Below are 20973 nucleotides of genomic sequence, written 5' to 3'. Positions count from 1 at the left end.
GGTAGTTCTGGTGCGGCGGTCGAGAGGCTCTTGCCCATGTTCAAGCACATGCTTGTGTGCGTTTTGTTGCTGGCGGTTTCGGAACTGGTCGCCGGGCCGGCCTTGGCACAGTCTTCGACCGCGGTCGGCAGTGCCCCGCTCAAGCTGGTGGTGCTCGGTGATTCCTTGAGCGCCGGATACGGCCTCGCCGGTGCCGATGCATTCCCGGCCAAGCTGCAAAAGGCCTTGAAAGCTAAGGGGATAGAGGTCGATATGACCAATGCCGGCGTGTCCGGCGACACGGCGTCGGGCGGCCGCGACCGGCTCGATTGGTCGGTGCCCGAGGGCACGCAGGCCGTCATCGTCGAACTCGGCGCCAATGACGCGCTGCGCGGCACCGATCCCGCCGTCACCCGTGCGGCGCTGACCGACATCGTGACCAAGCTGAAGGCGCGAGGCATCGCGGTGATGTTGTGCGGGATGCTGGCGCCGCCAAATTATGGCAACGATTTCGCGGTCCGCTTCAACTCGATCTATCCGGATCTCGCCAAATCGGCCGGCGTGCCGCTCTATCCGTTTTTTCTCGACGGCGTCGCCGCCGATGCCAAAGTGAACCAGGCCGATGGCATGCATCCGACGGCGGAGGGAATTGACATCATCGTCAAAAGAATCTTGCCTAGCGTTGAGGCATTTCTCGGCTCGATATCACGGCGCGCGAGCTGAAAAACGAACAGGAGGAGCAATGCCGTGGACCTTTACCGATCGGTTAACGGGATCTGCTTCGCAGAGTCACATAACTGCGGTAAAAATTAGTGCCGGTGATTCGTCGCCGGGGCCTGTTAGAGAACGTGATCTTTAGGGAAAGCTGTTACTCTCTTTTCCGAATCATGTTCCAGCATCGGGAGTTGAGCGATGCCGCGTCTGTTTACCGGACTGGAAATTCCCCCCGAAATTGGCCAAACGCTTTCTTCGTTGCGCGGTGGACTGCCCGGAGCCCGCTGGATTGACCCCGAAAACTACCACGTCACCCTTCGTTTCATCGGCGATATCGACGGCGTCTCGGCGAACGAGATCGCCTCGATGCTGTTTCGGGTCAATCGCAAGCCGTTCGAGGTTGCGGTGCAGGGCCTTTCAAGTTTCGGCGGCAAAAAACCGCGCGCGGTAGTCGCCAACATCGCCCCGAGCCGGCCGCTGATCGAATTGCAGGCCGAGCTTGAACGAATGATGCAGCGGATCGGTCTCGATCCCGAGGGCAGAAAATTCACGCCCCATGTCACGCTGGCGCGGCTGCGCGACGCGGATGCCCGGGATGTCGCCGACTATCTTTCGGTGCGCGGCTATTTCCCGACCCGGGTGTTTACGGCCTCGCGCTTTGTGCTGTTTTCGTCCCGCGCCTCCACGGGCGGCGGACCCTATGTGGTTGAGGATTCCTATGCGCTAAGCGCGTGAGGCGATCGTCGCCACCCGTATGTCGCGCGCGACTGCGGTGCGGGATTGGCGCCGCGCATGCCCGTCTGCGGCTTTCCACCTTGCATTTTTCCTTACGCTGGGGCCCTAGTGGTCCGATTCTAACATTTGCATCCTTGTAAGGCAGGCACTTTTGCAAATGTTAGAATCAAAGGACCACTAGCAAATAGAGGTTTTAGTGGGTTTTTGGATTAGACATTCGCTAGACGAGCCCTCGGCCGGGTGGCTAGCGAATTTTAAATCCACTCCACTAGAATAGGCCCATGTTGTCTCCATCGCCTGCGTATTTCCTGAAAACTTACGAAGAGCTCGTCGCATCGGGGGCGATCGAGCCCGACGCCGCCCAGCGCGAGGTCGCGGAGGCTTTTGGTGAGCTTGAGCTAAAGCTTTCGGATTACAAGCCGCCGCGCAAGCAGGGCCTGCTCGGGCGGCTGTTTGCAGACAAGGATCAGGCGCCGCCGCGCGGGCTCTATGTTCACGGCGAGGTTGGCCGCGGCAAGACGATGTTGATGGACCTGTTTTTCCAGGCCTGTCCGGTCGAGCACAAGCGCCGCGCCCATTTTCACGAATTCATGGCCGAGGTGCACGAGCGCATCTACGGCTTTCGGCAGGAGATTGCGCGCGGGCAAATCCCCGACGGCGATGTGATCGCGCTCACCGCCAATGCGATCTTCGAGCAGGCCTGGCTGCTCTGCTTCGATGAATTCCACGTCACCGACATTGCCGATGCGATGATCCTCGGGCGGCTGTTCGCGCGTTTGTTCGAACTCGGCACGGTGGTGGTCGCAACCTCCAACGTCGCCCCCGAAGAGCTCTACAAGGGCGGGCTCAATCGCGCGCTGTTTCTTCCCTTCATCGCGCAGATCGAAGAGCATATGAGCGTGTTGCGGCTCGATGCCCGCACCGATTTCCGGCTGGAAAAACTTGCCGGTGTAAAGATGTGGCTGGTGCCGGCGGACGCCACAGCCGCCGCAGCGCTCGATGTGGCCTGGGCAAAGCTCACCGGCAACGCGCCGTGTCGTTCTCGCGATATTTCGATCAAGGGCCGCACGCTGCATGTGCCGTGCTCGTCGCACGGTGTGGCGCGTTTTTCCTTTGCCGAACTTTGTGAGCAGCCGCTCGCCGCATCCGACTACCTTCGGCTCGCACGCGACTATCATACGATCTTCATCGATCGCATTCCGGTGATGGATTATGGCGAGCGCAATGCCGCCAAGCGGTTCATCACGCTGATTGATACGCTGTACGATAACGGCGTGAAGCTGATGGCCTCCGCCGCTGCCGATCCGCTCTCGCTCTATCTGGCGAGCGAGGGCAATGAGGCGAACGAATTCAAGCGGACATCGTCGCGGCTGATCGAAATGGGCTCGGAATCCTATTTAGGGAGGCCGCACGGCCACAAGGATTCCGCGGCCAGCGGTTCGACCACCGGATTGGTCGAGACGTAAGCATCGTCATTCCGGGGCGCGCGCCAGCGCGAACCCGGAATCCAGGTGTTTGGTTCGAGATTCCGGGTTCTCGCGGAGCCTGTCATAGGGCGCCCATTCGTGCGACCCGTTGGTGAGCCCCGGAATGAAAGGCAGACCTACAATTGAGCACGCCGCGGCTTGAACGAGCCGGTGAGAAGGGATAACCAGCCTCAAACGGCTTTCATTCACCTCCATCGCTGAAGGACTTCCCCATGGCGCGCAACAAGATTGCTCTGATTGGCTCCGGCCAGATCGGCGGAACGCTGGCTCACCTCGTCGGCCTGAAGGAACTCGGAGATGTCGTGATGTTCGACATTGCCGAGGGCGTGCCCCAAGGTAAATCGCTCGATATCGCGCAGTCTTCGCCCGTCGACGGCTTCGATTCCCAGCTCACCGGCGCCAATTCCTATGAAGCGCTCGATCGCGCCGACGTCTGCATCGTCACCGCCGGTGTGCCGCGTAAGCCCGGCATGAGCCGCGACGATCTTCTTTCGATCAATCTGAAGGTGATGGAGCAGGTCGGCGCGGGCATCAAGAAATACGCGCCCGACGCCTTCGTCATCTGCATCACCAACCCGCTCGACGCGATGGTCTGGGCGCTGCAGAAGGCCTCAGGCCTGCCGCACAAGAAGGTGGTCGGCATGGCCGGCGTGCTGGATTCGGCGCGCTTCCGCTATTTCCTCGCCGACGAGTTCAACGTCTCGGTCGAAGACGTCACCGCCTTCGTGCTCGGCGGTCACGGTGACACCATGGTGCCGCTGGTGCGCTACTCGACGGTGGCGGGCATTCCGCTGCCCGACCTCGTCAAGATGGGCTGGACCTCGCAGGCTCGCGTCGACGAGATCGTTGATCGCACACGCAACGGCGGCGCCGAGATCGTCAACCTGCTCAAGACCGGTTCGGCGTTCTACGCGCCCGCGGCGTCGGCGATCGCGATGGCCGAGAGCTATCTGAAGGACAAGAAGCGCGTGCTGCCCTGCGCCGCCTATCTCAACGGCGAATATGGCGTGAAGGATATGTATGTCGGCGTGCCCGTGGTGATCGGCTCAAAGGGCGTCGAGCGGATCGTCGAAATCGAACTCGCCGGCAAGGACCGTGAGGCCTTCGACAAGTCGGTCGGGGCGGTGCAGGGGCTGGTCGATGCCTGCAAGAAGATCGCACCGGATCTTCTAGGTCGGTGACTTGAAAGGGATTTTGCCGGGAATCGAAGTTTCGATTTCCGGCATTTCGCTTTTTGAAGCTGTTTAAGTCAGTCCGGGTTGCAGTTCTTTTGGTATATGGTATGCCAGAGTAAAGGCTGGTGTGAATTTGCAAACGCGCCGCGGCCCGAGGGTTCGGGTCCAAGGTTTCGGGGAACGTCCAGATGAATATCCATGAATATCAGGCCAAGGCGCTGCTGGCTGAATTCGGCGTCGCCATTTCCAAGGGTGTGCCGGTGCTCAAGGCCGCCGATTCCGAAGCCGCCGCAAAAAGCCTTCCCGGCCCGGTCTGGGTGGTGAAGAGTCAGATCCATGCCGGCGGTCGCGGCAAGGGCACGTTCAAGGAAGCCTCCGCCGGCGGCAAAGGCGGCGTTCGCATCGCGAAATCCGTCGCCGAGGTCAATGAATTCGCCAAGCAGATGCTGGGCGCTACGCTGGTGACAGTGCAGACCGGTCCGCAGGGCAAGCAGGTCAACCGCCTCTACATCGAAGACGGCTCCGACATCGACAAGGAGTTCTATCTTTCGATCCTGGTCGACCGCGAAACCTCAGAAGTGTCGTTCGTGGTGTCGACCGAAGGCGGCGTCAACATCGAGGAAGTCGCGCACAAGACGCCTGAGAAGATCGTCACCTTCTCTGTCGACCCCGCGACCGGCATCATGGGCCATCACGGCCGCACCGTTGCGAAAGCGCTCAAGCTCACCGGCGATCTGGCCAAGCAGGCCGAGAAGCTCGCCGCCCAGCTCTATACCGCGTTCGTCGCCAAGGACATGGCGATGCTTGAGATCAATCCGCTGGTCGTCACCAAGCAGGGCCAGCTTCGCGTGCTCGACGCCAAAGTGTCGTTCGACGATAACGCGCTGTTCCGGCATCCGGAGATCGTCGTCCTGCGCGACGAGACCGAGGAGGATGCCAAGGAAATCGAGGCTTCGAAATACGATCTCAACTACGTCGCGCTCGACGGCACCATCGGCTGCATGGTCAATGGCGCCGGCTTGGCCATGGCGACGATGGACATCATCAAGCTCTACGGCATGGCGCCGGCGAACTTCCTCGATGTCGGCGGCAGCGCCAGCAAGGAAAAGGTCGCGGCCGCTTTCAAGATCATCACCGCCGATCCCAACGTGAAGGGAATTCTCGTCAACATCTTCGGCGGCATCATGAAGTGCGACGTCATCGCCGAGGGCGTGGTCGCCGCGGTGAAGGAAGTCGGCCTCAAGGTGCCGCTGGTCGTTCGCCTCGAAGGCACCAATGTCGACGCCGGCAAGAAGATCATCCGCGAATCCGGCCTCAACGTGCTGCCGGCGGACGATCTCGACGACGCCGCGCAGAAGATCGTCAAGGCCGTCAAGGGAGGCTAGTGCGGTGAATTTGAAGTTCCTATCAGTTTCGCTGCACATTCGTCATAGGGACTTCAAATTCAAAACCGCACCAGAAGACCATGCGATGACTAGAGCTCCTTTGATTCCGAAGTTCGCATCAGAGGGTTGCGGCAATATCATGCGAACTTCGGAATCGGAGCTCTAGCCTATGGCCGATCATCTCGCCGCGCCCGCGCCGCTCGAAGAACACCGCAGGCTTGCTGTGTTCGCCGGCGAATGGGCGGGCGAAGAGATGGTCTATCCCTCGCGCTGGACTGCCGGCGGACCGGCAACGTCCAAGGTCTCAGCCCGCATCGATCTCAACGGCTTTTACCTGATCCAGGACGCGCGCCAGAGCCGCGACGGCCAGGAGATCTTCGCCACCCACGGCGTCTTCACCTACGACCGCGACGACCGCCTCTACAAATTGTTCTGGCATGACTCGCTCGGTTACTACCCGCCGTCGCCGGCTTCCGGCGGCTGGACCGGCAAGTCGCTGATCCTGGTGCGCGGCTCGCTGCGCGGCAATGCGCGCCACGTCTACGAAGTCATCGACGACAACAGTTACGCGATGAAAATCCAATACTCGCCCGATGCCGAAGGGTGGTCCGACGTGATCACCGGCGTCTACAAGCGAATTCACTGACCACTTTATCGATTACCGTGCGAAGGCAGTCTCATCCATGTCCATTCTGATCGACAAGAATACCAAGGTCATCTGCCAGGGCTTCACCGGCAAGAACGGCACTTTCCATTCGGAAGCCGCGATCGCCTACGGCACCCAGATGGTCGGCGGCACCTCGCCCGGCAAAGGCGGCTCGACGCACCTCAACCTGCCGGTGTTCGACACCGTTCGCGAGGCGCGCGAGAAAACCGGAGCGGATGCTTCCGTGATCTATGTGCCGCCGCCGGGTGCGGCGGATGCGATCTGCGAAGCGATCGATGCGGAAATTCCCTTGATCGTCTGCATCACCGAAGGCATTCCGGTGCAGGACATGGTCAAGGTGAAAAGGTCGCTCAGCGGATCGAAGTCGCGCCTGATCGGGCCGAATTGCCCGGGTGTCATGACGGCCGGCGAATGCAAGATCGGCATCATGCCGGCGAATATTTTCCGCCCCGGCAATGTCGGCATCGTGTCGCGTTCCGGCACCCTGACCTATGAAGCGGTGTTCCAGACGTCGCAGGAAGGCCTCGGCCAGACCACGGCGGTCGGGATCGGCGGCGACCCGGTCAAGGGCACCGAATTCATCGACGTGCTCGAGATGTTCCTGGCGGACCCAAAGACCACCTCGATCATTATGATTGGAGAGATCGGCGGATCGGCCGAAGAGGACGCCGCCCAGTTCCTCAAGGACGAGGCCAAGCGCGGCCGCAAGAAGCCGATGGTCGGCTTCATCGCTGGCGTCACGGCGCCCCCCGGCCGGCGCATGGGTCATGCCGGCGCCATCATCTCCGGCGGCAAAGGCGACGCCGGATCGAAGACGGCAGCGATGGAATCGGCCGGAATTACCGTCTCTCCGTCCCCGGCGCGGCTCGGAAAGACCCTCGTTGAAAAGTTGAAATCCTAATTCACTTTTTGGTTCTTTTCGGGGCGAAGTTTCTTCTTAAATGGGGTAGAGGTTCTCAACCCGCCGGTCTGCTTCTTGCAGACCGGTCTCCGCGCCGTCTGTCACGCGCGATGAAGAAATCACCAGGACGCCCCCATGTCTCGCCAGGACGCGAACGCTGCTTTTGCCCTTTCCTCGTTTTTGCAGGGCACAAACGCCACCTATATCGACGAAATCTACGCCCGCTACGAAACTGATCCGTCTTCGGTCGATGCCGAGTGGCAGGAGTTTTTCAAAAGCCTGAAGGATGCGCCTGCCGACGTTCGCAAGAACGCCGAGGGACCGTCATGGGGTAAGGCCAACTGGCCGATCACCCCCCAGGATGACCTGACCTCCGCGCTCGATGGCAACTGGGTGGAAGTCGAAAAGGCTGTCGGCAAGAAGATCGCTGCGAAGGCCCAGGTCGCGGGCACGGAAGTTACCTCCGCTGACGTCCATCAGGCCACGCGCGATTCGGTGCGCGCCTTGATGCTGATCCGCGCCTACCGGATGCGCGGCCATTTCCACGCCAAGCTCGACCCGCTCGGCATCGAGGCGCCGCGCGACCGTGAAGAACTCGACCCACGTTCCTATGGCTTCACCGAAGCCGACTTCGACCGCAAGATTTTCCTCGATCACGTGCTCGGCCTCGAATACGGCTCCTTGCGCGAGATCGTCGCGATCTGCGAGCGTACCTACTGCCAGACGCTCGGTGTCGAATTCATGCACATCTCCAACGCCGCGCAGAAGGCGTGGATTCAGGAGCGCATCGAGGGGCCGGACAAGGAGATTTCGTTCACCCCGGAAGGCCGGCGCGCGATCCTCAACAAGCTGGTCGAGGCCGAAGGTTTCGAAAAGTTCTGCGATCTCAAGTTCACCGGCACCAAGCGCTTCGGCCTCGATGGCGGCGAATCGCTGATCCCGGCGCTCGAGCAGATCATCAAGCGCGGCGGCAATCTCGGCGTGAAGGAAATCGTGCTCGGCATGCCGCATCGCGGGCGCCTCAACGTCCTGACGCAGGTGATGGGCAAGCCGCATCGCGCGTTGTTTCATGAATTCAAGGGCGGCTCGGCCAATCCCGACGTGGTCGAAGGTTCCGGCGACGTCAAATACCATCTCGGCGCCTCGTCGGACCGCGAGTTCGACAACAACAGGATTCACCTGTCGCTGACCGCCAACCCCTCGCATCTTGAAATCGTCGACCCTGTCGTGCTCGGCAAGGTGCGCGCCAAGCAGGACCAGCACGGCGATCCGCCGGACATGCGCATTTCGGTGCTGCCGCTGTTGATGCACGGCGACGCTGCGTTCGCCGGCCAGGGCGTGGTGGCCGAATGTTTCAGCCTGTCGGACCTGAAGGGCTATCGCACCGGCGGTTCGTTGCATTTCATCGTCAATAACCAGATCGGTTTTACGACCTATCCGCGCTACTCGCGCTCCTCGCCCTATCCATCCGATGTGGCGAAGATGATCGATGCGCCGATCTTCCACGTCAACGGCGACGATCCCGAGGCGGTGGTGTTCGCAGCCAAGGTCGCGATCGAGTTCCGGCAGAAGTTCCACAAGCCGGTCGTGATCGACATGTTCTGCTACCGCCGCCACGGCCATAACGAGGGGGACGAGCCGGCGTTTACCCAGCCGGTGATGTACAAGAAGATCGCCTCGCATCCGTCGACGCTCGAAATCTACGCCAAGCGGCTGGTGGCCGAGGGCGTGATGACCGAGGGCGAAGTCGAGAAGGCCAAGGCTGACTGGCGCGCGCGGCTCGATGCCGAGTTCGAGGCGGGCGTCGGCTACAAGCCCAACAAGGCCGACTGGCTCGACGGCAAGTGGGCCGGCTTCAAGATCGCCGATCAGGAAGAAGACGCGCGCCGCGGCGTCACCGGCGTCAGCACGGCCAAGTTGAAGGATATCGGCCGCAAGATCACCAAGGTGCCGGACGGCTTCCGCGTTCACCGCACCATCCAGCGCTTCCTCGACAACCGCGCCAAGGCGATCGACAGCGGCGTCGGCATCGACTGGGCGACGGGCGAGGCGCTGGCGTTCTGCTCGCTGCTGGAGGAAGGCCATCACGTGCGGTTGTCGGGTCAGGACTCCGAGCGCGGCACGTTCTCGCAGCGTCATTCGGTGCTGATCGATCAGGAAGACGAAAGCCGCTACACGCCGTTCAATCATCTCGGCGGCGATCAGGGCCATTATGAGGTCATCAACTCGCTGCTGTCGGAAGAAGCCGTGCTCGGCTTCGAATATGGCTACTCGCTCGCCGAGCCGAATGCGCTGGCGATGTGGGAAGCGCAGTTTGGCGACTTCGCCAACGGCGCGCAGGTGCTGTTCGACCAGTTCATCTCGTCGGGCGAGCGCAAATGGCTGCGTATGTCGGGTCTCGTCTGCTTGCTGCCGCACGGCTATGAGGGGCAGGGGCCCGAACATTCCTCGGCACGGCTCGAGCGCTACCTGCAACTCTGCGCCGAAGACAATATGCAGGTGGTCTATCCGACCACCCCGGCGAATTACTTCCACGTGCTGCGGCGGCAGCTGCATCGCGAAATCCGCAAACCGCTGATCGTGATGACGCCGAAGTCGCTGCTGCGCCACAAGCGCGCGGTGTCGCGGCTCGACGAACTGGGTGAGGCAACGACCTTCCACCGCATCCTCTACGATGACGCCCAGATGCTGCCGGACGAAAAGATCAAGCTCGTGCCGGACGAGAAGATCAGGCGCCTCGTGCTGTGCTCGGGCAAGGTCTATTACGACCTCTACGAAGAACGCGAAAAGCGCGGCGTCGACGACATCTACCTGATGCGCATCGAGCAGCTCTACCCGGTGCCGCTGAAGGCGCTGGTGGCCGAGCTGACGCGCTTCAAGGGTGCGGAGATCGTCTGGTGTCAGGAAGAGCCGCGCAACATGGGCGCCTGGCACTTCATCGAGCCCTATCTGGAGTGGGTGCTGAACCAGGTCAACGCGACCTACAAGCGCCCCCGCTACGCCGGACGCGCGGCGGCGGCTGCGACCGCAACCGGTTTGATGTCCAAACATCTGGCGCAGCTCAAGGCGTTGCTCGACGAGGCGCTGAACTAGACACGATCGGTCATACCCGCGCAGGCGGGGTATCCAGTACGCCGCGCTGTTTGACTCTCACGCAACGCCTCCGGAGTACTGGATCCTCCGCTTTCACGGAGGATGACAACCGAGTTTTTGACCACAGGGATTTTCGAGGAAACAGACCATGACTGAAATTCGCGTGCCGACGCTCGGCGAGTCCGTGACCGAAGCCACCATCGGCCGTTGGTTCAAGAAGGCCGGCGACACCGTCGCGGTCGACGAACCGTTGGTCGAACTCGAAACCGACAAGGTGACGATCGAGGTCCCGGCGCCTTCGGCCGGCGTGTTGGGTGAGATCAGCGCCAAGGATGGCGAGACCGTCGCGGTCGGCGCGCTGCTCGGACAGATCACCGATGGCGCTGGTGCGCCGGCGGCGGCCAAGCCTGCTGCGGCCCCGGCCAAAGCCGCGGCGCCCGCGGCCGCGCCATCGCCAGCTCCGGCGCCGACTGCGAAAGTCCCGCCCGCCGATGCGCCGCTCGCGCCTTCGGTGCGCAAGCTGTCCGCCGAGAGCGGCATCGATGCTGCGACCGTTCCCGGCTCCGGAAAGGACGGTCGCGTCACCAAGGGCGATATGCTGGCTGCGATCGAAAAGGCGGCCTCAGCTCCGACGCCGGTCAATCAGCCGGCAGCCAGCGTGCAGGTGCGGGCGCCTTCTCCGGCCGACGATGCGGCGCGCGAGGAGCGCGTGAAAATGACGCGGCTGCGCCAGACCATAGCGCGGCGGTTGAAGGACGTGCAGAACACCGCGGCGATGCTCACGACCTTCAACGAGGTCGACATGACCAACGTCATGGCGCTGCGCGCGCACTACAAGGACGTGTTCGAGAAGAAGCACGGCAGCAAGCTCGGATTTATGGGCTACTTCACCAAGGCCTGCGTGCAGGCGCTGAAGGACATTCCGGCTGTCAACGCCGAGATCGATGGCAGCGACCTGATCTACAAGAACTACTATCATGTCGGCGTGGCCGTCGGCACAGACAAGGGCCTCGTGGTTCCGGTGGTGCGCGACTGCGATCACAAGTCGATCGCGGAAATCGAAAAGAGCATCGCCGATTTCGGCCGTCGCGCCCGTGACGGTCAGCTCAAGATCGATGAGATGCAGGGCGGCACTTTCACTATCACCAATGGCGGCATCTATGGCTCGCTGATGTCGACGCCGATTCTCAATGCGCCGCAGTCGGGCATTCTGGGCATGCACAAGATCCAGGAACGTCCGATGGTGATCGGCGGCAAGATCGAAGTTCGCCCGATGATGTATCTGGCGCTGTCCTACGATCACCGCGTGATCGACGGCAAGGAGGCCGTGACTTTCCTGGTGCGGGTGAAGGAAAGCCTGGAAGATCCGGCACGGCTGGTGCTGGATCTCTGATCGAGACCGTCGCCGCTAACGTCCGTCTCTGAATTTCTGAGGGCCCTCTCATGACAGACAAAGTTGTTGTGATCACCGGTGGCAGCCGCGGCATCGGTCGCGCCACCGCGCTCGCCGCCGCGGCGCGCGGCTTTCGCGTCGTCATCGGCTACGCCTCCAACAAGGAGGCCGCCGACGAAGTCGTCAGCCAGATCGAAGGGAGCAACGGCAAGGCGATCGCCGTCAAATGCGACGTCGGCAGCGAGGCCGATATTTTGGCGCTGTTCAAGGCGGCGGACGCCTTCGGCACGTTAGGGGCACTCGTCAACAATGCCGGCATCGTCGGCAAGAGCGGCGTGCGCGTTGACGAGATGACGGCCGACCGCATCCAGCGCACGATGTCCGTCAACATCACCGGCAGTATCCTCTGTGCGCGGGAAGCGGTGAAGCGCATGTCGACCAAGCACGGCGGCAAGGGCGGCGTCATCGTCAATATCTCGTCGGTCGCAGCCAAGCTCGGCTCGGCCAACACCTATGTCGACTATGCGGCATCCAAGGGCGCGATCGACACCTTTACCGTTGGACTCGCCCAGGAGGTTGCAAGCGAAGGCATTCGCGTCGCCGGTATTCGGCCGGGCCTGATCGATACCGACATTCACGCTTCCGGCGGCGAGCCGGATCGTGCGCACCGTCTCGCCCATATGGTGCCGATGAAGCGCGTCGGTGTCGCCGAAGAGATCGCCAACGCCGTGGTCTGGCTGATGTCGGACGAAGCTTCTTACGTTACCGGCGCCACACTTGACGTGTCGGGCGGGCGCTGAACCACCCGTCACATATTTCAGTTACAGGACTACAGCATGGCTTCTTACGATCTTGTTGTTATCGGCACAGGCCCCGGGGGCTATGTGTGCGCGATTCGCGCCGCGCAACTCGGCATGAAGGTCGCCGTTGTCGAGAAGAACGCGACGCTCGGCGGTACGTGCCTCAATGTCGGTTGCATGCCCTCGAAGGCGCTGCTGCACGCCTCTGAAATGTTCGAGGAAGCCGGGCATTCCTTCGTCAAGATGGGCGTCAACGTCTCGGCGCCGAAACTCGATTTGCCGGCGATGATGAATTTCAAGCAGCAGGGCATCGACGGCAACGTCAAGGGCGTCGAGTTCCTGATGAAGAAGAACAAGATCGACGTGATTTCGGGCAAGGGAAAGATCCTTGGCACCGGCAAAGTCGAGGTCGCCGGCAAGGATGGCAAGACGCAACTGGTCGAGACCAAAAATATTGTCATCGCCACCGGCTCCGACATCGCGCGCCTCAAGGGCATCGAGATCGACGAGAAGCGCATCGTGTCGTCGACCGGCGCGCTGTCGCTGGACAAGGTGCCGGGCAAGCTCCTGATCATCGGCGCCGGCGTGATCGGCCTTGAACTCGGTTCGGTGTGGCATCGTCTCGGCGCGCAGGTCACGGTCGTCGAGTTTCTTGATCGCATCCTGCCCGGCATGGACGGCGAGATCGCAAGACAATTCCAGCGTATCCTCGAGAAGCAGGGATTTTCGTTCAAGCTCGGCGCCAAAGTCACCGCCGTCGACTCTACCGGCAAGACGCTGGTCGCTCAGGTTGAGCCTGCGGCCGGCGGCGCAGCCGAGAAGATCGAGGCCGACGTCGTGCTGGTTTGCATCGGCCGCGTGCCCTACACCGACGGTCTCGGCCTGAAAGAGGCGGGTGTCGCCCTCGACAATCGCGGTCGCGTGCAGACCGATGCGCATTTCGCCACCAGCATGAAGGGCGTCTATGCGATCGGCGACGTCATCGCCGGTCCGATGCTGGCGCACAAGGCCGAGGACGAAGGTGTCGCGGTTGCTGAAATTTTGGCCGGTCAGGCCGGCCATGTGAATTACGACGTCATTCCTGGCGTCGTGTATACAACGCCCGAGGTCTCCTCCGTGGGGAAGACCGAAGAGGAGTTGAAACAGGCTGGTGTGGCATATACCACCGGCAAATTTCCGTTCACCGCCAACGGCCGTTCCAAGGTCAATCAAACGACTGACGGCTTCGTGAAGATTCTCGCAGATGCGAAGACCGATCGGGTGCTGGGCGTGCATATCATCGGCATCGAGGCCGGCGAAATGATCCACGAAGCCGCTGTTTTGATGGAATTTGGCGGTTCCGCCGAAGATCTGGCGCGGACCTGCCACGCCCATCCGACCAGGTCGGAAGCGGTGAAAGAGGCCGCGCTTGCAGTTGGCAAACGGGCTATCCATATGTGATCCTTGCCCGGCGCTAGTGGGCAGACCTGGACATTCCCTGGCGGCGGCGTCGCGGGTTCGGAAGAGCGAATGTCAGATCCAGGGATCCACTAGAGCCCTATAATTGCTAGCGGTCCTTTGATTCGAACATTTATAAGCGCGGCCGCCGAGAAGGGGTACGAATGTTCGTATCGGACCACTGGTCGGGCTAAGGTGACTTGATGCTACGCCGCCTTCTTCAACCGGTCTGGGTGCTGCTCGCGGTCATCTTTCTGATCGAGGCGTGGCTGTGGGACCATCTCGAGCCCATCGTCGCCTGGTTTGTTGCAAAGATTCCGCTGCAAGCGTTCAAGCACTGGCTCGCCGAGCGTGTCGATACCTTGTCGCCGGCGATGACGCTGATCGTCTTCGCCGTTCCGGTGATCCCGCTATTTCCGCTGAAACTGATCGGCTTCTGGCTGCTCACGCACGAATACTGGCTGAGCGCGGTCACGACCATCATCTTCGCGAAGCTGCTCGGCGTCGGCGTTACCGCGTTCGTGTTCGACGTGACGCGGCCCAAATTGCTGGAGATGGGATGGTTCGAGCGGCTCTATGAATTCATTCTGTCGGTGCGCGCCAAGGCCAAGGCCCTGGTCGATCCGATCAAGCGCCGTATCCTGGAAACGCTGCGCGGCGACCGCGACCGCTGGACGTCGCGGATGCTGCGGCTGATCCAACGTTTCCGCAAAAGCGTGCACGAAGCGCGTTAGGACAGCGTTTTCAGGCGAAGTGGATACCGCCTCGCGTCAAGAAAACGCGTCAAACAAAAGCGGTTCACAGCGCCAGATGCAGCATATGCGGCGCGAAGACGCCGAACAGGCTGATGGCCACGCCCGCGAGCGTCAATAGACCGGAAATCCAGGCGAGCGCGATCATGCCGGTGATGATGGTCGCCGACGCCAGCACGATGGCGATTTGGAAGGCTGCGGAGGCCAGTTCGAAGTGGTGATATTTGGCGGTGGCGAGCTCGCGCTCCTCTTCGGCGTGCTTGGCGCGTTCGGCGAGCTGTTCGGTCCCTTCGCCGGTTTCAGGTTCGGAGCGATAGCGCGCCGCCGTCTTCTTCCAGTCGTCGATCTGCTTTTGCACCACAGCTTTGGCGGCCTCGTCGCTCGGCAGCGCGAGGCTGGCCTGCTCGGCCGCGGTCTGCACCGTGGTGCGGCGAATGCTCTTGGCCTGGAAGAACGCCCACAGGTTGGACGCCTCGACATTCTTGGCAATCGATTCGGTCTGCGCGCCCTTGCCCAGCGTTTCCGACAGCGCGAGGCATAGCGCGATCACCGCGATCAGAAGCGCGATCTTCTTGTTCTCCCCCGAGGCATGCTCGGCGTGTTCGGCATGCTCCATGCTCTCATGCGCGCTCATGATTTTTCTCCCCCAGTGCAGTCCACTCCGCTGCGGCCGACGATGGACGAACAAGCGGGTGAGCGCAAGAGTTGGATCAAAAGTGAAACCGGAGATGTCGCCTGAAATTGGCCGACTTTTATGCGCGCGGGTGCGCGCTGTTGTAGACCTCGAGCAGCCGCTCGCTGTCGATCCCGGTATAGATCTGGGTCGTCGACAGCGAGGCGTGGCCGAGCAATTCCTGGATTGCGCGCAAGTCGCCGCCGCGCGACAGCAGATGAGTGGCAAAGGAATGCCGCAAGGCATGCGGCGTTGCGCTGTCGGGCAGCCCGAGCGCGCCGCGCAGCCGCGCCATCGTCAGCTGAATGATGCGCGGTTGCAACGGTCCGCCGCGCGCGCCGACGAAGATTGGGCCCTCCGGCGGCAATGGATAAGGACAGATGGCGGCATAGTCCTGAATGAGTGTCAGGACGTTGCGCAACACCGGCACCATCCGCGTCTTGCTGCCTTTGCCGGTGACGACCAAAACGTCGCCTTCGCCCGGTTTGGGCACGTCGCGTCGCTTCAATCCGAGCGCTTCGGAAATGCGCAGGCCCGACCCATAGAGCAGCGCCATCACGGCCGCATCGCGCGCCCAGATCCACGGTTCGCGCTCTTCGCCGGCTCGCTCGTCGGCGTCGGCCAGGCGCTTGGCCGCCGCCATCGGCAACGGCTTCGGCAAGCTCTTGCCCACCTTGGGAGCGCGGATCGCGGACAATGCGCCGACCTTGCCGCGGCCCTCGCGCTCCAGAAAGCGTCCGAACGAGCGCAGACCTGCGAGCGCCCGCATCAGCGAACGCCCCGCAATATCGTCCGATCGCCGTTTGGCCATGAAGGCCCGAACGTCGTTGGCTTCAAGCGCGGAAAAGCTCTTCAGCGTCACGCGGGCTTGCTGATGTTCGGCGAGGAACTGAAGAAACTGGCGCAGATCGCGCGCATAGGCCTCCGACGTCTTCGGCGACAAGCGCCGCTCGGCCCGCAAAAAGGCCAGCCATCGCGCCATTTCCAGCGCGATCGATTCGTCGGCGCAGTCAAGCTCAATCGGCTGTAAGGTGGCGGTTGGCTTTGCCATATCTATCTGCGTTTGGTGCGATGATTCCACGAGTGTGGTGATTTGACATTCGCTTCAGTCTTGCCGCGAGTTCTCCAAGCGAATGTCAAATCGAATCCCACACTAGAATCCGATATTTGCTAGTGTCCCTTGGTTCTGACATTCGTAAACGAACCTGCCGCGACAAGGTACGAATGTCAGAACCGGGACATTAGTGATTATATCGCACCTACTTCGTTTACCGTTCGCTAAAAGCGGCGCTGCGGCGCCGGCTTCCTAAGGTCGCTACAACCTCATTTCCATGGACCATCCTGCACGCGAAACCAGCCTCAACGCCGCATCGACCAATATGGTCGATGTGCTGGTGCCGGTCGCGCTGAATCATACCTATTCCTACCGCGTGCCGCGCGGCCTCGAATTGAAGGCGGGCGATGTGGTCTGCGTGCCGCTCGGCCCGCGGGAGGTGGTCGGCGTGGTGTGGGCAGAGAATGCCAGGCCCGAACCGCGTCTGCACAACCGGCTGAAGAACGTCAGCGAAAAACTCGACGTGCCCGCGCTGAAACCGGAGCTGCGCGCGCTCGTCGATTGGGTTTCGAACTACACGCTTTCGGCGCGCGGCATGGTGCTGCGGATGTGCCTGCGCATGGGCGAGGACCTGGGCCCGGAGCGGGTGCGGACGGGCGTCCGTCTGGTTGGCGCGCCGCCGCAGCGCATGACGCCGGCGCGTCGGCGCCTGATCGAACTGCTTTCGGACGGGCTGCTGCATGGTAAATCCGAAGCGGCAAAGGAAGCCGGCGTCAGTGCCGGCGTGGTCGACGGCCTCGTCGACGAAGGCACGCTCGTTGTGGAGGCGATGCCGAAGCCGCTGGCGCCGCCGGCGCCGGACCCGTCTTACGCCGTTCCAGAATTTTCACGGCAGCAGCGCTCGGCCGTCGATGCGATGCGCTCGCTCGCCGCCAATGGCACGTTTCACGTCGCGCTGCTCGACGGCGTCACGGGCTCAGGCAAGACCGAAGTCTATTTCGAGGCGGTTGCCGAAACCATTCGCCGCCGCAAGCAATCGCTGATCCTGATGCCGGAGATCGCGCTGACCGGCCAGTTCCTTGATCGCTTCGCGCGCCGGTTCGGTGTGCGGCCGCTGGAATGGCATTCCGAATTGACCCCGCGCACGCGCCAGCGCAACTGGGCCGCGATCGCAAGCGGCGAGGCCCCGGTCGTGGTCGGCGCACGCTCGGCGCTGTTCATGCCGTATGCCGATCTCGGCCTTATCGTGGTGGATGAGGAGCACGACCAGGCCTACAAGCAGGACGACGGCGCGCATTACCACGCGCGCGACATGGCGGTGGTGCGGGCGCACATCGCCAAGATTCCGGTGGTGCTGGCCTCCGCAACACCGTCGGTCGAAACCGAGGTCAATGCGCGCAAGGGACGCTACCAGCGCATCGCGTTGCCGTCGCGGTTCGGCGGCCAGCACATGCCGCATATCGAGGCGATCGATCTCAGGCGCGAGCCGCCGCCACGCGGTCGCTTCATCTCGCCAAAACTCGCCGAGCAGATTGGTTTCGCGGTCGAACGGCGCGAGCAGGCGCTGTTGTTTCTCAACCGTCGCGGCTATGCGCCGCTCACGCTGTGCCGGGCCTGCGGGCACCGCTTTGCCTGCACCATCTGCGATGCCTGGTTGGTCGACCATCGCTTTCGCCAGCGCCTCGTCTGTCACCATTGCGGGTTCTCGATGCCGCGCCCTCACGCCTGCCCGCATTGCGCGGCGGAGGAATCGCTGGTCGCGGTCGGTCCCGGCGTGGAGCGGCTGCAGGAGGAAGCGGCCGCGCTGTTTCCGGATGCGCGGACCATGGTGCTGTCGAGCGACCTCATCACCTCGATCGAGACCATGCGCAGCGAGTTGAACGAGATTGCCGAAGGCCGCGTCGACATCATCATCGGCACGCAACTGGTCGCCAAAGGTCATCATTTCCCGCGGCTCAATCTGGTTGGTGTGGTCGACGCCGACCTTGGTCTGAGTAATGGCGATCCGCGCGCGGCCGAGCGCACCTGGCAGTTGCTCAACCAGGTGATCGGGCGCGCGGGGCGCGATCAGGGCCGCGGCGTCGGCTATCTGCAGACGCATCAGGTCGAGCACCCGGTGATGAAGGCGCTGGTCGCCTGCGACCGCGAAGCGTTTTATGCCAGCGAGATCGAGATGCGCGAGAAGTCAGGCTATCCGCCGTTCGGACGGCTCGCCGGCCTGATCGTGTCGGCCGGCGATCGCCCCACGGCAGAGGGCTTTGCGCGCAAGCTGGCCTCGGTCGCGCCGATCGACGAGCGGATCAAGGTGCTGGGGCCTGCCGAAGCGCCGCTCGCCGTCATCAAGGGGCGTTACCGTTTCCGTCTTCTGGTGAAATCGCAGCGTAACGTCGACCTGTCGGAATATCTGCGCGAGTGGCTGGCGGCGGGTCCGAAGACCAAGGGCAATCTCAAGCTCGAAGTCGACGTCGATCCGCAGAGCTTTTTGTAGCCATGACAACGGGTGGGAGCCCAAAACAAAAACCCGCCGTCGATCGCGACGGCGGGTTTTGGTGTCAGCGCTGATTCCAGCCGATGCGGGGGCAGGGTCGAACCGCGCTGATGTCTCGAAAGGTTTACATGACCTCGGCGGTGACGTGGCCGACGCCGGCACTGGTCAGACCGATAGCGCGGGCAGCACCCGTGGAAAGGTCGAGCACCCGGCCGCGAACGAACGGGCCGCGATCGTTGATGGTCACGACGACGCTGCGGCTGCCGTGGGTGACGCGCAGCTTGGTGCCGAACGGCAGACTGCGGTGGGCCGCCGTCATGGCTTCCTGATTGAAGCGCTGGCCCGAGGCCGTCTGACGGCCGGATTCATTGCCATAGAACGATGCCATCCCCGAGAAGCTCCGACCGCCAAAGCTCGACCCTACCGAAGCGTTCGCTTCGCGCGAGGGGCTCTCGGCACGGACATGGTGGGAATAGTGGTGATGATAGTGGTGGTGCCGATAGGGCCGCGCCGAGGCCTCAGAAGTGGTACCGCCGGTAAAAGCAGCTGCGGCAAAAAGGACGAGTGCCGTGCGCGACTGGGTGGCTTTTCCCAATGCCTGCTTGTTGAATTTTAGCATTATGTCAGTCCCTCAAGTAGTAATGCCACACCTGTGGCACGTGGAACCCCCGCTCCGTTGTCTACGGAGGCCGTTTGATTCCGCAATGAGGCATAAAAGGGGCAGTAGAATTGGTTTATCTCACCCTGAAACATCTTGTGAGGCGGAACAGAACATCACCAGATGTTCCGTAACCTTGAATTTTAACAATCGTTATAGGCTGGATATACTTCATTTATTCTTTGAATTACTGAACACTGAAGTTCTCGCTGGGATCACCGAGATTTGGCCAAGTAATGCGAATTCGGAATGGCGGAGGGCTTTTTCGCGTTCCTTTCGTTTCGCGCATGCGGCTATGCAGCATCGGTAGGAACGAATTTGTTCGGCAGATTTGGGTGTCTAAATACCGAAGTGGTCGGCCACGCCGCCGCGAAGAATCGCGTACCAACGGACGGACGGGCGCTTGCGATAAGGCGTGCCGCGCCCAGGCGCTCATGTTGCACCTGCTGTCTTGCTATGTTAGCAAAGCCGCGATTTTAACGGTTCCGGCACTTCCTGTGCCGGTCGAAAATCGAAGTCCCGCTTGAACTCCAAGGGCTTGGATCGCTAGGCGCCGTATTTTGGCGACGGTTTTTCCCTTGCGAGTTTGACAGCAAAAAAGAGCGCGCTTGTGGCTGAGAATCCGTCGGTGTCGGGAGTGTCTGGTCGTTACGCAACGGCCTTGTTTGAACTGGCGCGCGACGAGCGGTCGATTGATTCTGTAAAGGCCGACCTCGACAAGTTCGCGGCGATGCTGGCGGACAGCGCTGATCTGAAGCGTCTGGTCCGCAGCCCGGTGTTTTCTTCGGACGCGCAGGTGAAGGCGCTGTCGGCGGTGCTCGACAAGGCCGGCATTTCCGGCATTTCCGCCAATTTCCTGAAGGTTCTCACCGCCAACCGGCGGCTGTTCGCGGTCGATCAGGTGATCCGCGCGTTCGCTGCTTTGGTGGCGAAGTTCAAGGGCGAGGCCGTCGCCGAAGTCACGGTGGCCGAAGCGCTCAGCGACAAAAATCTCGATGCCCTCAAGACCGCGCTGAAGTCGGTTACGGGCAAAGATGTTTCTCTCAACGTGAATGTCGATCCCTCGATCATCGGTGGCCTTGTTGTCAAACTCGGCAGTCGCATGGTCGATAGTTCGCTTCGCACCAAACTCAATTCGATCAAGCACGCGATGAAAGAGGCAGGCTGATGGACATCCGCGCCGCGGAAATTTCCGCGATCCTCAAGGACCAAATCAAGAATTTCGGCCAGGAAGCCGAGGTCTCCGAAGTCGGACAGGTGCTGTCCGTCGGTGACGGTATCGCTCGCGTTTTCGGTCTGGACAACGTCCAGGCCGGCGAAATGGTCGAGTTCGAGAACGGCACGCGCGGCATGGCGCTGAACCTCGAAACCGACAACGTCGGTATCGTAATTTTCGGCGCCGACCGCGAGATCAAGGAAGGCCAGACGGTCAAGCGCACCAGCGCCATCGTCGACACGCCAGTCGGCAAGGGGCTGCTCGGCCGCGTCGTCGACGCGCTCGGCAATCCGATCGACGGCAAGGGTCCGATCAAGGCCGACAAGCGCATGCGCGTCGACGTCAAGGCGCCCGGCATCATTCCGC

General features: G+C 61.9%; 18 protein-coding genes. 15 read left to right on the top strand and 3 right to left on the bottom strand.

What is annotated here, in order from left to right:
- The first annotated feature begins 48 nt into the window (after positions 1-48).
- The 12 genes from VFL62_RS17520 to VFL62_RS17465 all read left to right on the top strand — a co-directional run bounded on the left by VFL62_RS17520 (position 49) and on the right by VFL62_RS17465 (position 14500).
- Positions 49-702 carry an arylesterase gene (locus tag VFL62_RS17520; protein WP_325173657.1) on the top strand — a complete coding sequence of 218 codons (654 nt, stop codon included), beginning with the start codon at positions 49-51 and terminating at the stop codon, positions 700-702.
- A 189-nt stretch (positions 703-891) separates the two neighbouring features.
- Positions 892-1428: an RNA 2',3'-cyclic phosphodiesterase gene (gene thpR / locus VFL62_RS17515; RefSeq protein ID WP_325173643.1), complete on the top strand. Its 537-nt coding sequence runs from the start codon at positions 892-894 to the stop codon at positions 1426-1428.
- Between the two features lie 281 nt (positions 1429-1709).
- Positions 1710-2894, top strand: a complete 1185-nt coding sequence (zapE, locus tag VFL62_RS17510) for a cell division protein ZapE (protein ID WP_325173642.1) — start codon at positions 1710-1712, stop codon at positions 2892-2894.
- A 233-nt stretch (positions 2895-3127) separates the two neighbouring features.
- Positions 3128-4096, top strand: coding sequence for a malate dehydrogenase (gene mdh / locus VFL62_RS17505; protein ID WP_325173641.1), 969 nt, complete (start codon positions 3128-3130; stop codon positions 4094-4096).
- 182 nt (positions 4097-4278) lie between these two features.
- The gene (sucC, locus tag VFL62_RS17500) at positions 4279-5475 is read left to right on the top strand and encodes an ADP-forming succinate--CoA ligase subunit beta (protein ID WP_325173640.1); all 1197 of its coding nucleotides are present in this window, start codon (positions 4279-4281) and stop codon (positions 5473-5475) included.
- Positions 5476-5644: 169 nt separating this feature from the next.
- Positions 5645-6121, top strand: a complete 477-nt coding sequence (locus VFL62_RS17495) for a DUF1579 family protein (protein ID WP_325173639.1) — start codon at positions 5645-5647, stop codon at positions 6119-6121.
- Positions 6122-6158: 37 nt separating this feature from the next.
- A complete protein-coding gene (gene sucD, locus VFL62_RS17490; RefSeq protein ID WP_325173638.1) occupies positions 6159-7043 on the top strand; it encodes a succinate--CoA ligase subunit alpha in 885 nt (294 codons plus the stop codon).
- Between the two features lie 135 nt (positions 7044-7178).
- Positions 7179-10136: a 2-oxoglutarate dehydrogenase E1 component gene (locus VFL62_RS17485; protein WP_325173637.1), complete on the top strand. Its 2958-nt coding sequence runs from the start codon at positions 7179-7181 to the stop codon at positions 10134-10136.
- A 148-nt stretch (positions 10137-10284) separates the two neighbouring features.
- Positions 10285-11529 (top strand): 2-oxoglutarate dehydrogenase complex dihydrolipoyllysine-residue succinyltransferase, encoded by a 1245-nt coding sequence (gene odhB / locus VFL62_RS17480; protein ID WP_325173636.1) that lies wholly within the window; start codon positions 10285-10287, stop codon positions 11527-11529.
- 50 nt (positions 11530-11579) lie between these two features.
- Positions 11580-12329: an SDR family oxidoreductase gene (locus VFL62_RS17475; protein ID WP_325173635.1), complete on the top strand. Its 750-nt coding sequence runs from the start codon at positions 11580-11582 to the stop codon at positions 12327-12329.
- A gap of 36 nt (positions 12330-12365) precedes the next feature.
- On the top strand, positions 12366-13769 hold the full coding sequence (gene lpdA / locus VFL62_RS17470) for a dihydrolipoyl dehydrogenase (RefSeq protein ID WP_325173634.1): 1404 nt from the start codon (positions 12366-12368) through the stop codon (positions 13767-13769).
- A gap of 200 nt (positions 13770-13969) precedes the next feature.
- Positions 13970-14500, top strand: a complete 531-nt coding sequence (locus VFL62_RS17465) for a hypothetical protein (protein ID WP_325173633.1) — start codon at positions 13970-13972, stop codon at positions 14498-14500.
- Between the two features lie 64 nt (positions 14501-14564).
- On the opposite strand, the gene VFL62_RS17460 is transcribed toward VFL62_RS17465, so the two are convergent.
- Both VFL62_RS17460 and VFL62_RS17455 read right to left on the bottom strand, forming a co-directional pair.
- Positions 14565-15152, bottom strand: coding sequence for a DUF4337 domain-containing protein (locus VFL62_RS17460; RefSeq protein WP_325173632.1), 588 nt, complete (start codon positions 15150-15152; stop codon positions 14565-14567).
- 118 nt (positions 15153-15270) lie between these two features.
- Positions 15271-16242: a tyrosine recombinase XerC gene (locus VFL62_RS17455; protein ID WP_325173631.1), complete on the bottom strand. Its 972-nt coding sequence runs from the start codon at positions 16240-16242 to the stop codon at positions 15271-15273.
- Between the two features lie 280 nt (positions 16243-16522).
- Here VFL62_RS17455 and VFL62_RS17450 point away from each other — a divergent pair, with 280 nt between their 5' ends.
- A complete protein-coding gene (locus VFL62_RS17450) occupies positions 16523-18733 on the top strand; it encodes a primosomal protein N' (RefSeq protein ID WP_325173630.1) in 2211 nt (736 codons plus the stop codon).
- Positions 18734-18857: 124 nt separating this feature from the next.
- On the opposite strand, the gene VFL62_RS17445 is transcribed toward VFL62_RS17450, so the two are convergent.
- A complete protein-coding gene (locus VFL62_RS17445) occupies positions 18858-19352 on the bottom strand; it encodes a septal ring lytic transglycosylase RlpA family protein (RefSeq protein ID WP_325173629.1) in 495 nt (164 codons plus the stop codon).
- A 625-nt stretch (positions 19353-19977) separates the two neighbouring features.
- On the opposite strand from VFL62_RS17445, the gene VFL62_RS17440 reads away from it, so the two are divergent.
- A complete protein-coding gene (locus VFL62_RS17440) occupies positions 19978-20559 on the top strand; it encodes a F0F1 ATP synthase subunit delta (RefSeq protein ID WP_325173628.1) in 582 nt (193 codons plus the stop codon).
- Positions 20559-20973, top strand: a 415-nt coding sequence (locus VFL62_RS17435) for an HAS-barrel domain-containing protein (protein ID WP_325173627.1), incomplete at its 3' end; no start/stop codon positions are given. The genes VFL62_RS17440 and VFL62_RS17435, both read left to right, overlap by 1 nt.

It is taken from the genome of Bradyrhizobium sp. (assembly GCF_035701725.1).
In the GTDB taxonomy this organism is placed as follows: Bacteria; Pseudomonadota; Alphaproteobacteria; order Rhizobiales; family Xanthobacteraceae; genus Bradyrhizobium.
This window is presented reverse-complemented; position numbering and strand designations above follow the sequence as displayed.

Bases quoted from the DNA above. Each gene is read 5' to 3' on its own strand.
- lpdA (WP_325173634.1), top strand. From the start codon at position 12,366: ATGGCTTCTTACGATCTTGTTGTTATCGGCACAGGCCCCGGGGGCTAT.
- sucC (WP_325173640.1), top strand. From the start codon at position 4,279: ATGAATATCCATGAATATCAGGCCAAGGCGCTGCTGGCTGAATTCGGC.
- VFL62_RS17455 (WP_325173631.1), bottom strand. From the start codon at position 16,242: ATGGCAAAGCCAACCGCCACCTTACAGCCGATTGAGCTTGACTGCGCC.
- VFL62_RS17520 (WP_325173657.1), top strand. From the start codon at position 49: ATGCTTGTGTGCGTTTTGTTGCTGGCGGTTTCGGAACTGGTCGCCGGG.
- VFL62_RS17465 (WP_325173633.1), top strand. From the start codon at position 13,970: ATGCTACGCCGCCTTCTTCAACCGGTCTGGGTGCTGCTCGCGGTCATC.
- odhB (WP_325173636.1), top strand. From the start codon at position 10,285: ATGACTGAAATTCGCGTGCCGACGCTCGGCGAGTCCGTGACCGAAGCC.
- zapE (WP_325173642.1), top strand. From the start codon at position 1,710: ATGTTGTCTCCATCGCCTGCGTATTTCCTGAAAACTTACGAAGAGCTC.
- VFL62_RS17475 (WP_325173635.1), top strand. From the start codon at position 11,580: ATGACAGACAAAGTTGTTGTGATCACCGGTGGCAGCCGCGGCATCGGT.
- thpR (WP_325173643.1), top strand. From the start codon at position 892: ATGCCGCGTCTGTTTACCGGACTGGAAATTCCCCCCGAAATTGGCCAA.
- mdh (WP_325173641.1), top strand. From the start codon at position 3,128: ATGGCGCGCAACAAGATTGCTCTGATTGGCTCCGGCCAGATCGGCGGA.
- sucD (WP_325173638.1), top strand. From the start codon at position 6,159: ATGTCCATTCTGATCGACAAGAATACCAAGGTCATCTGCCAGGGCTTC.
- VFL62_RS17485 (WP_325173637.1), top strand. From the start codon at position 7,179: ATGTCTCGCCAGGACGCGAACGCTGCTTTTGCCCTTTCCTCGTTTTTG.
- VFL62_RS17495 (WP_325173639.1), top strand. From the start codon at position 5,645: ATGGCCGATCATCTCGCCGCGCCCGCGCCGCTCGAAGAACACCGCAGG.
- VFL62_RS17460 (WP_325173632.1), bottom strand. From the start codon at position 15,152: ATGAGCGCGCATGAGAGCATGGAGCATGCCGAACACGCCGAGCATGCC.
- VFL62_RS17445 (WP_325173629.1), bottom strand. From the start codon at position 19,352: ATGCTAAAATTCAACAAGCAGGCATTGGGAAAAGCCACCCAGTCGCGC.
- VFL62_RS17450 (WP_325173630.1), top strand. From the start codon at position 16,523: ATGGACCATCCTGCACGCGAAACCAGCCTCAACGCCGCATCGACCAAT.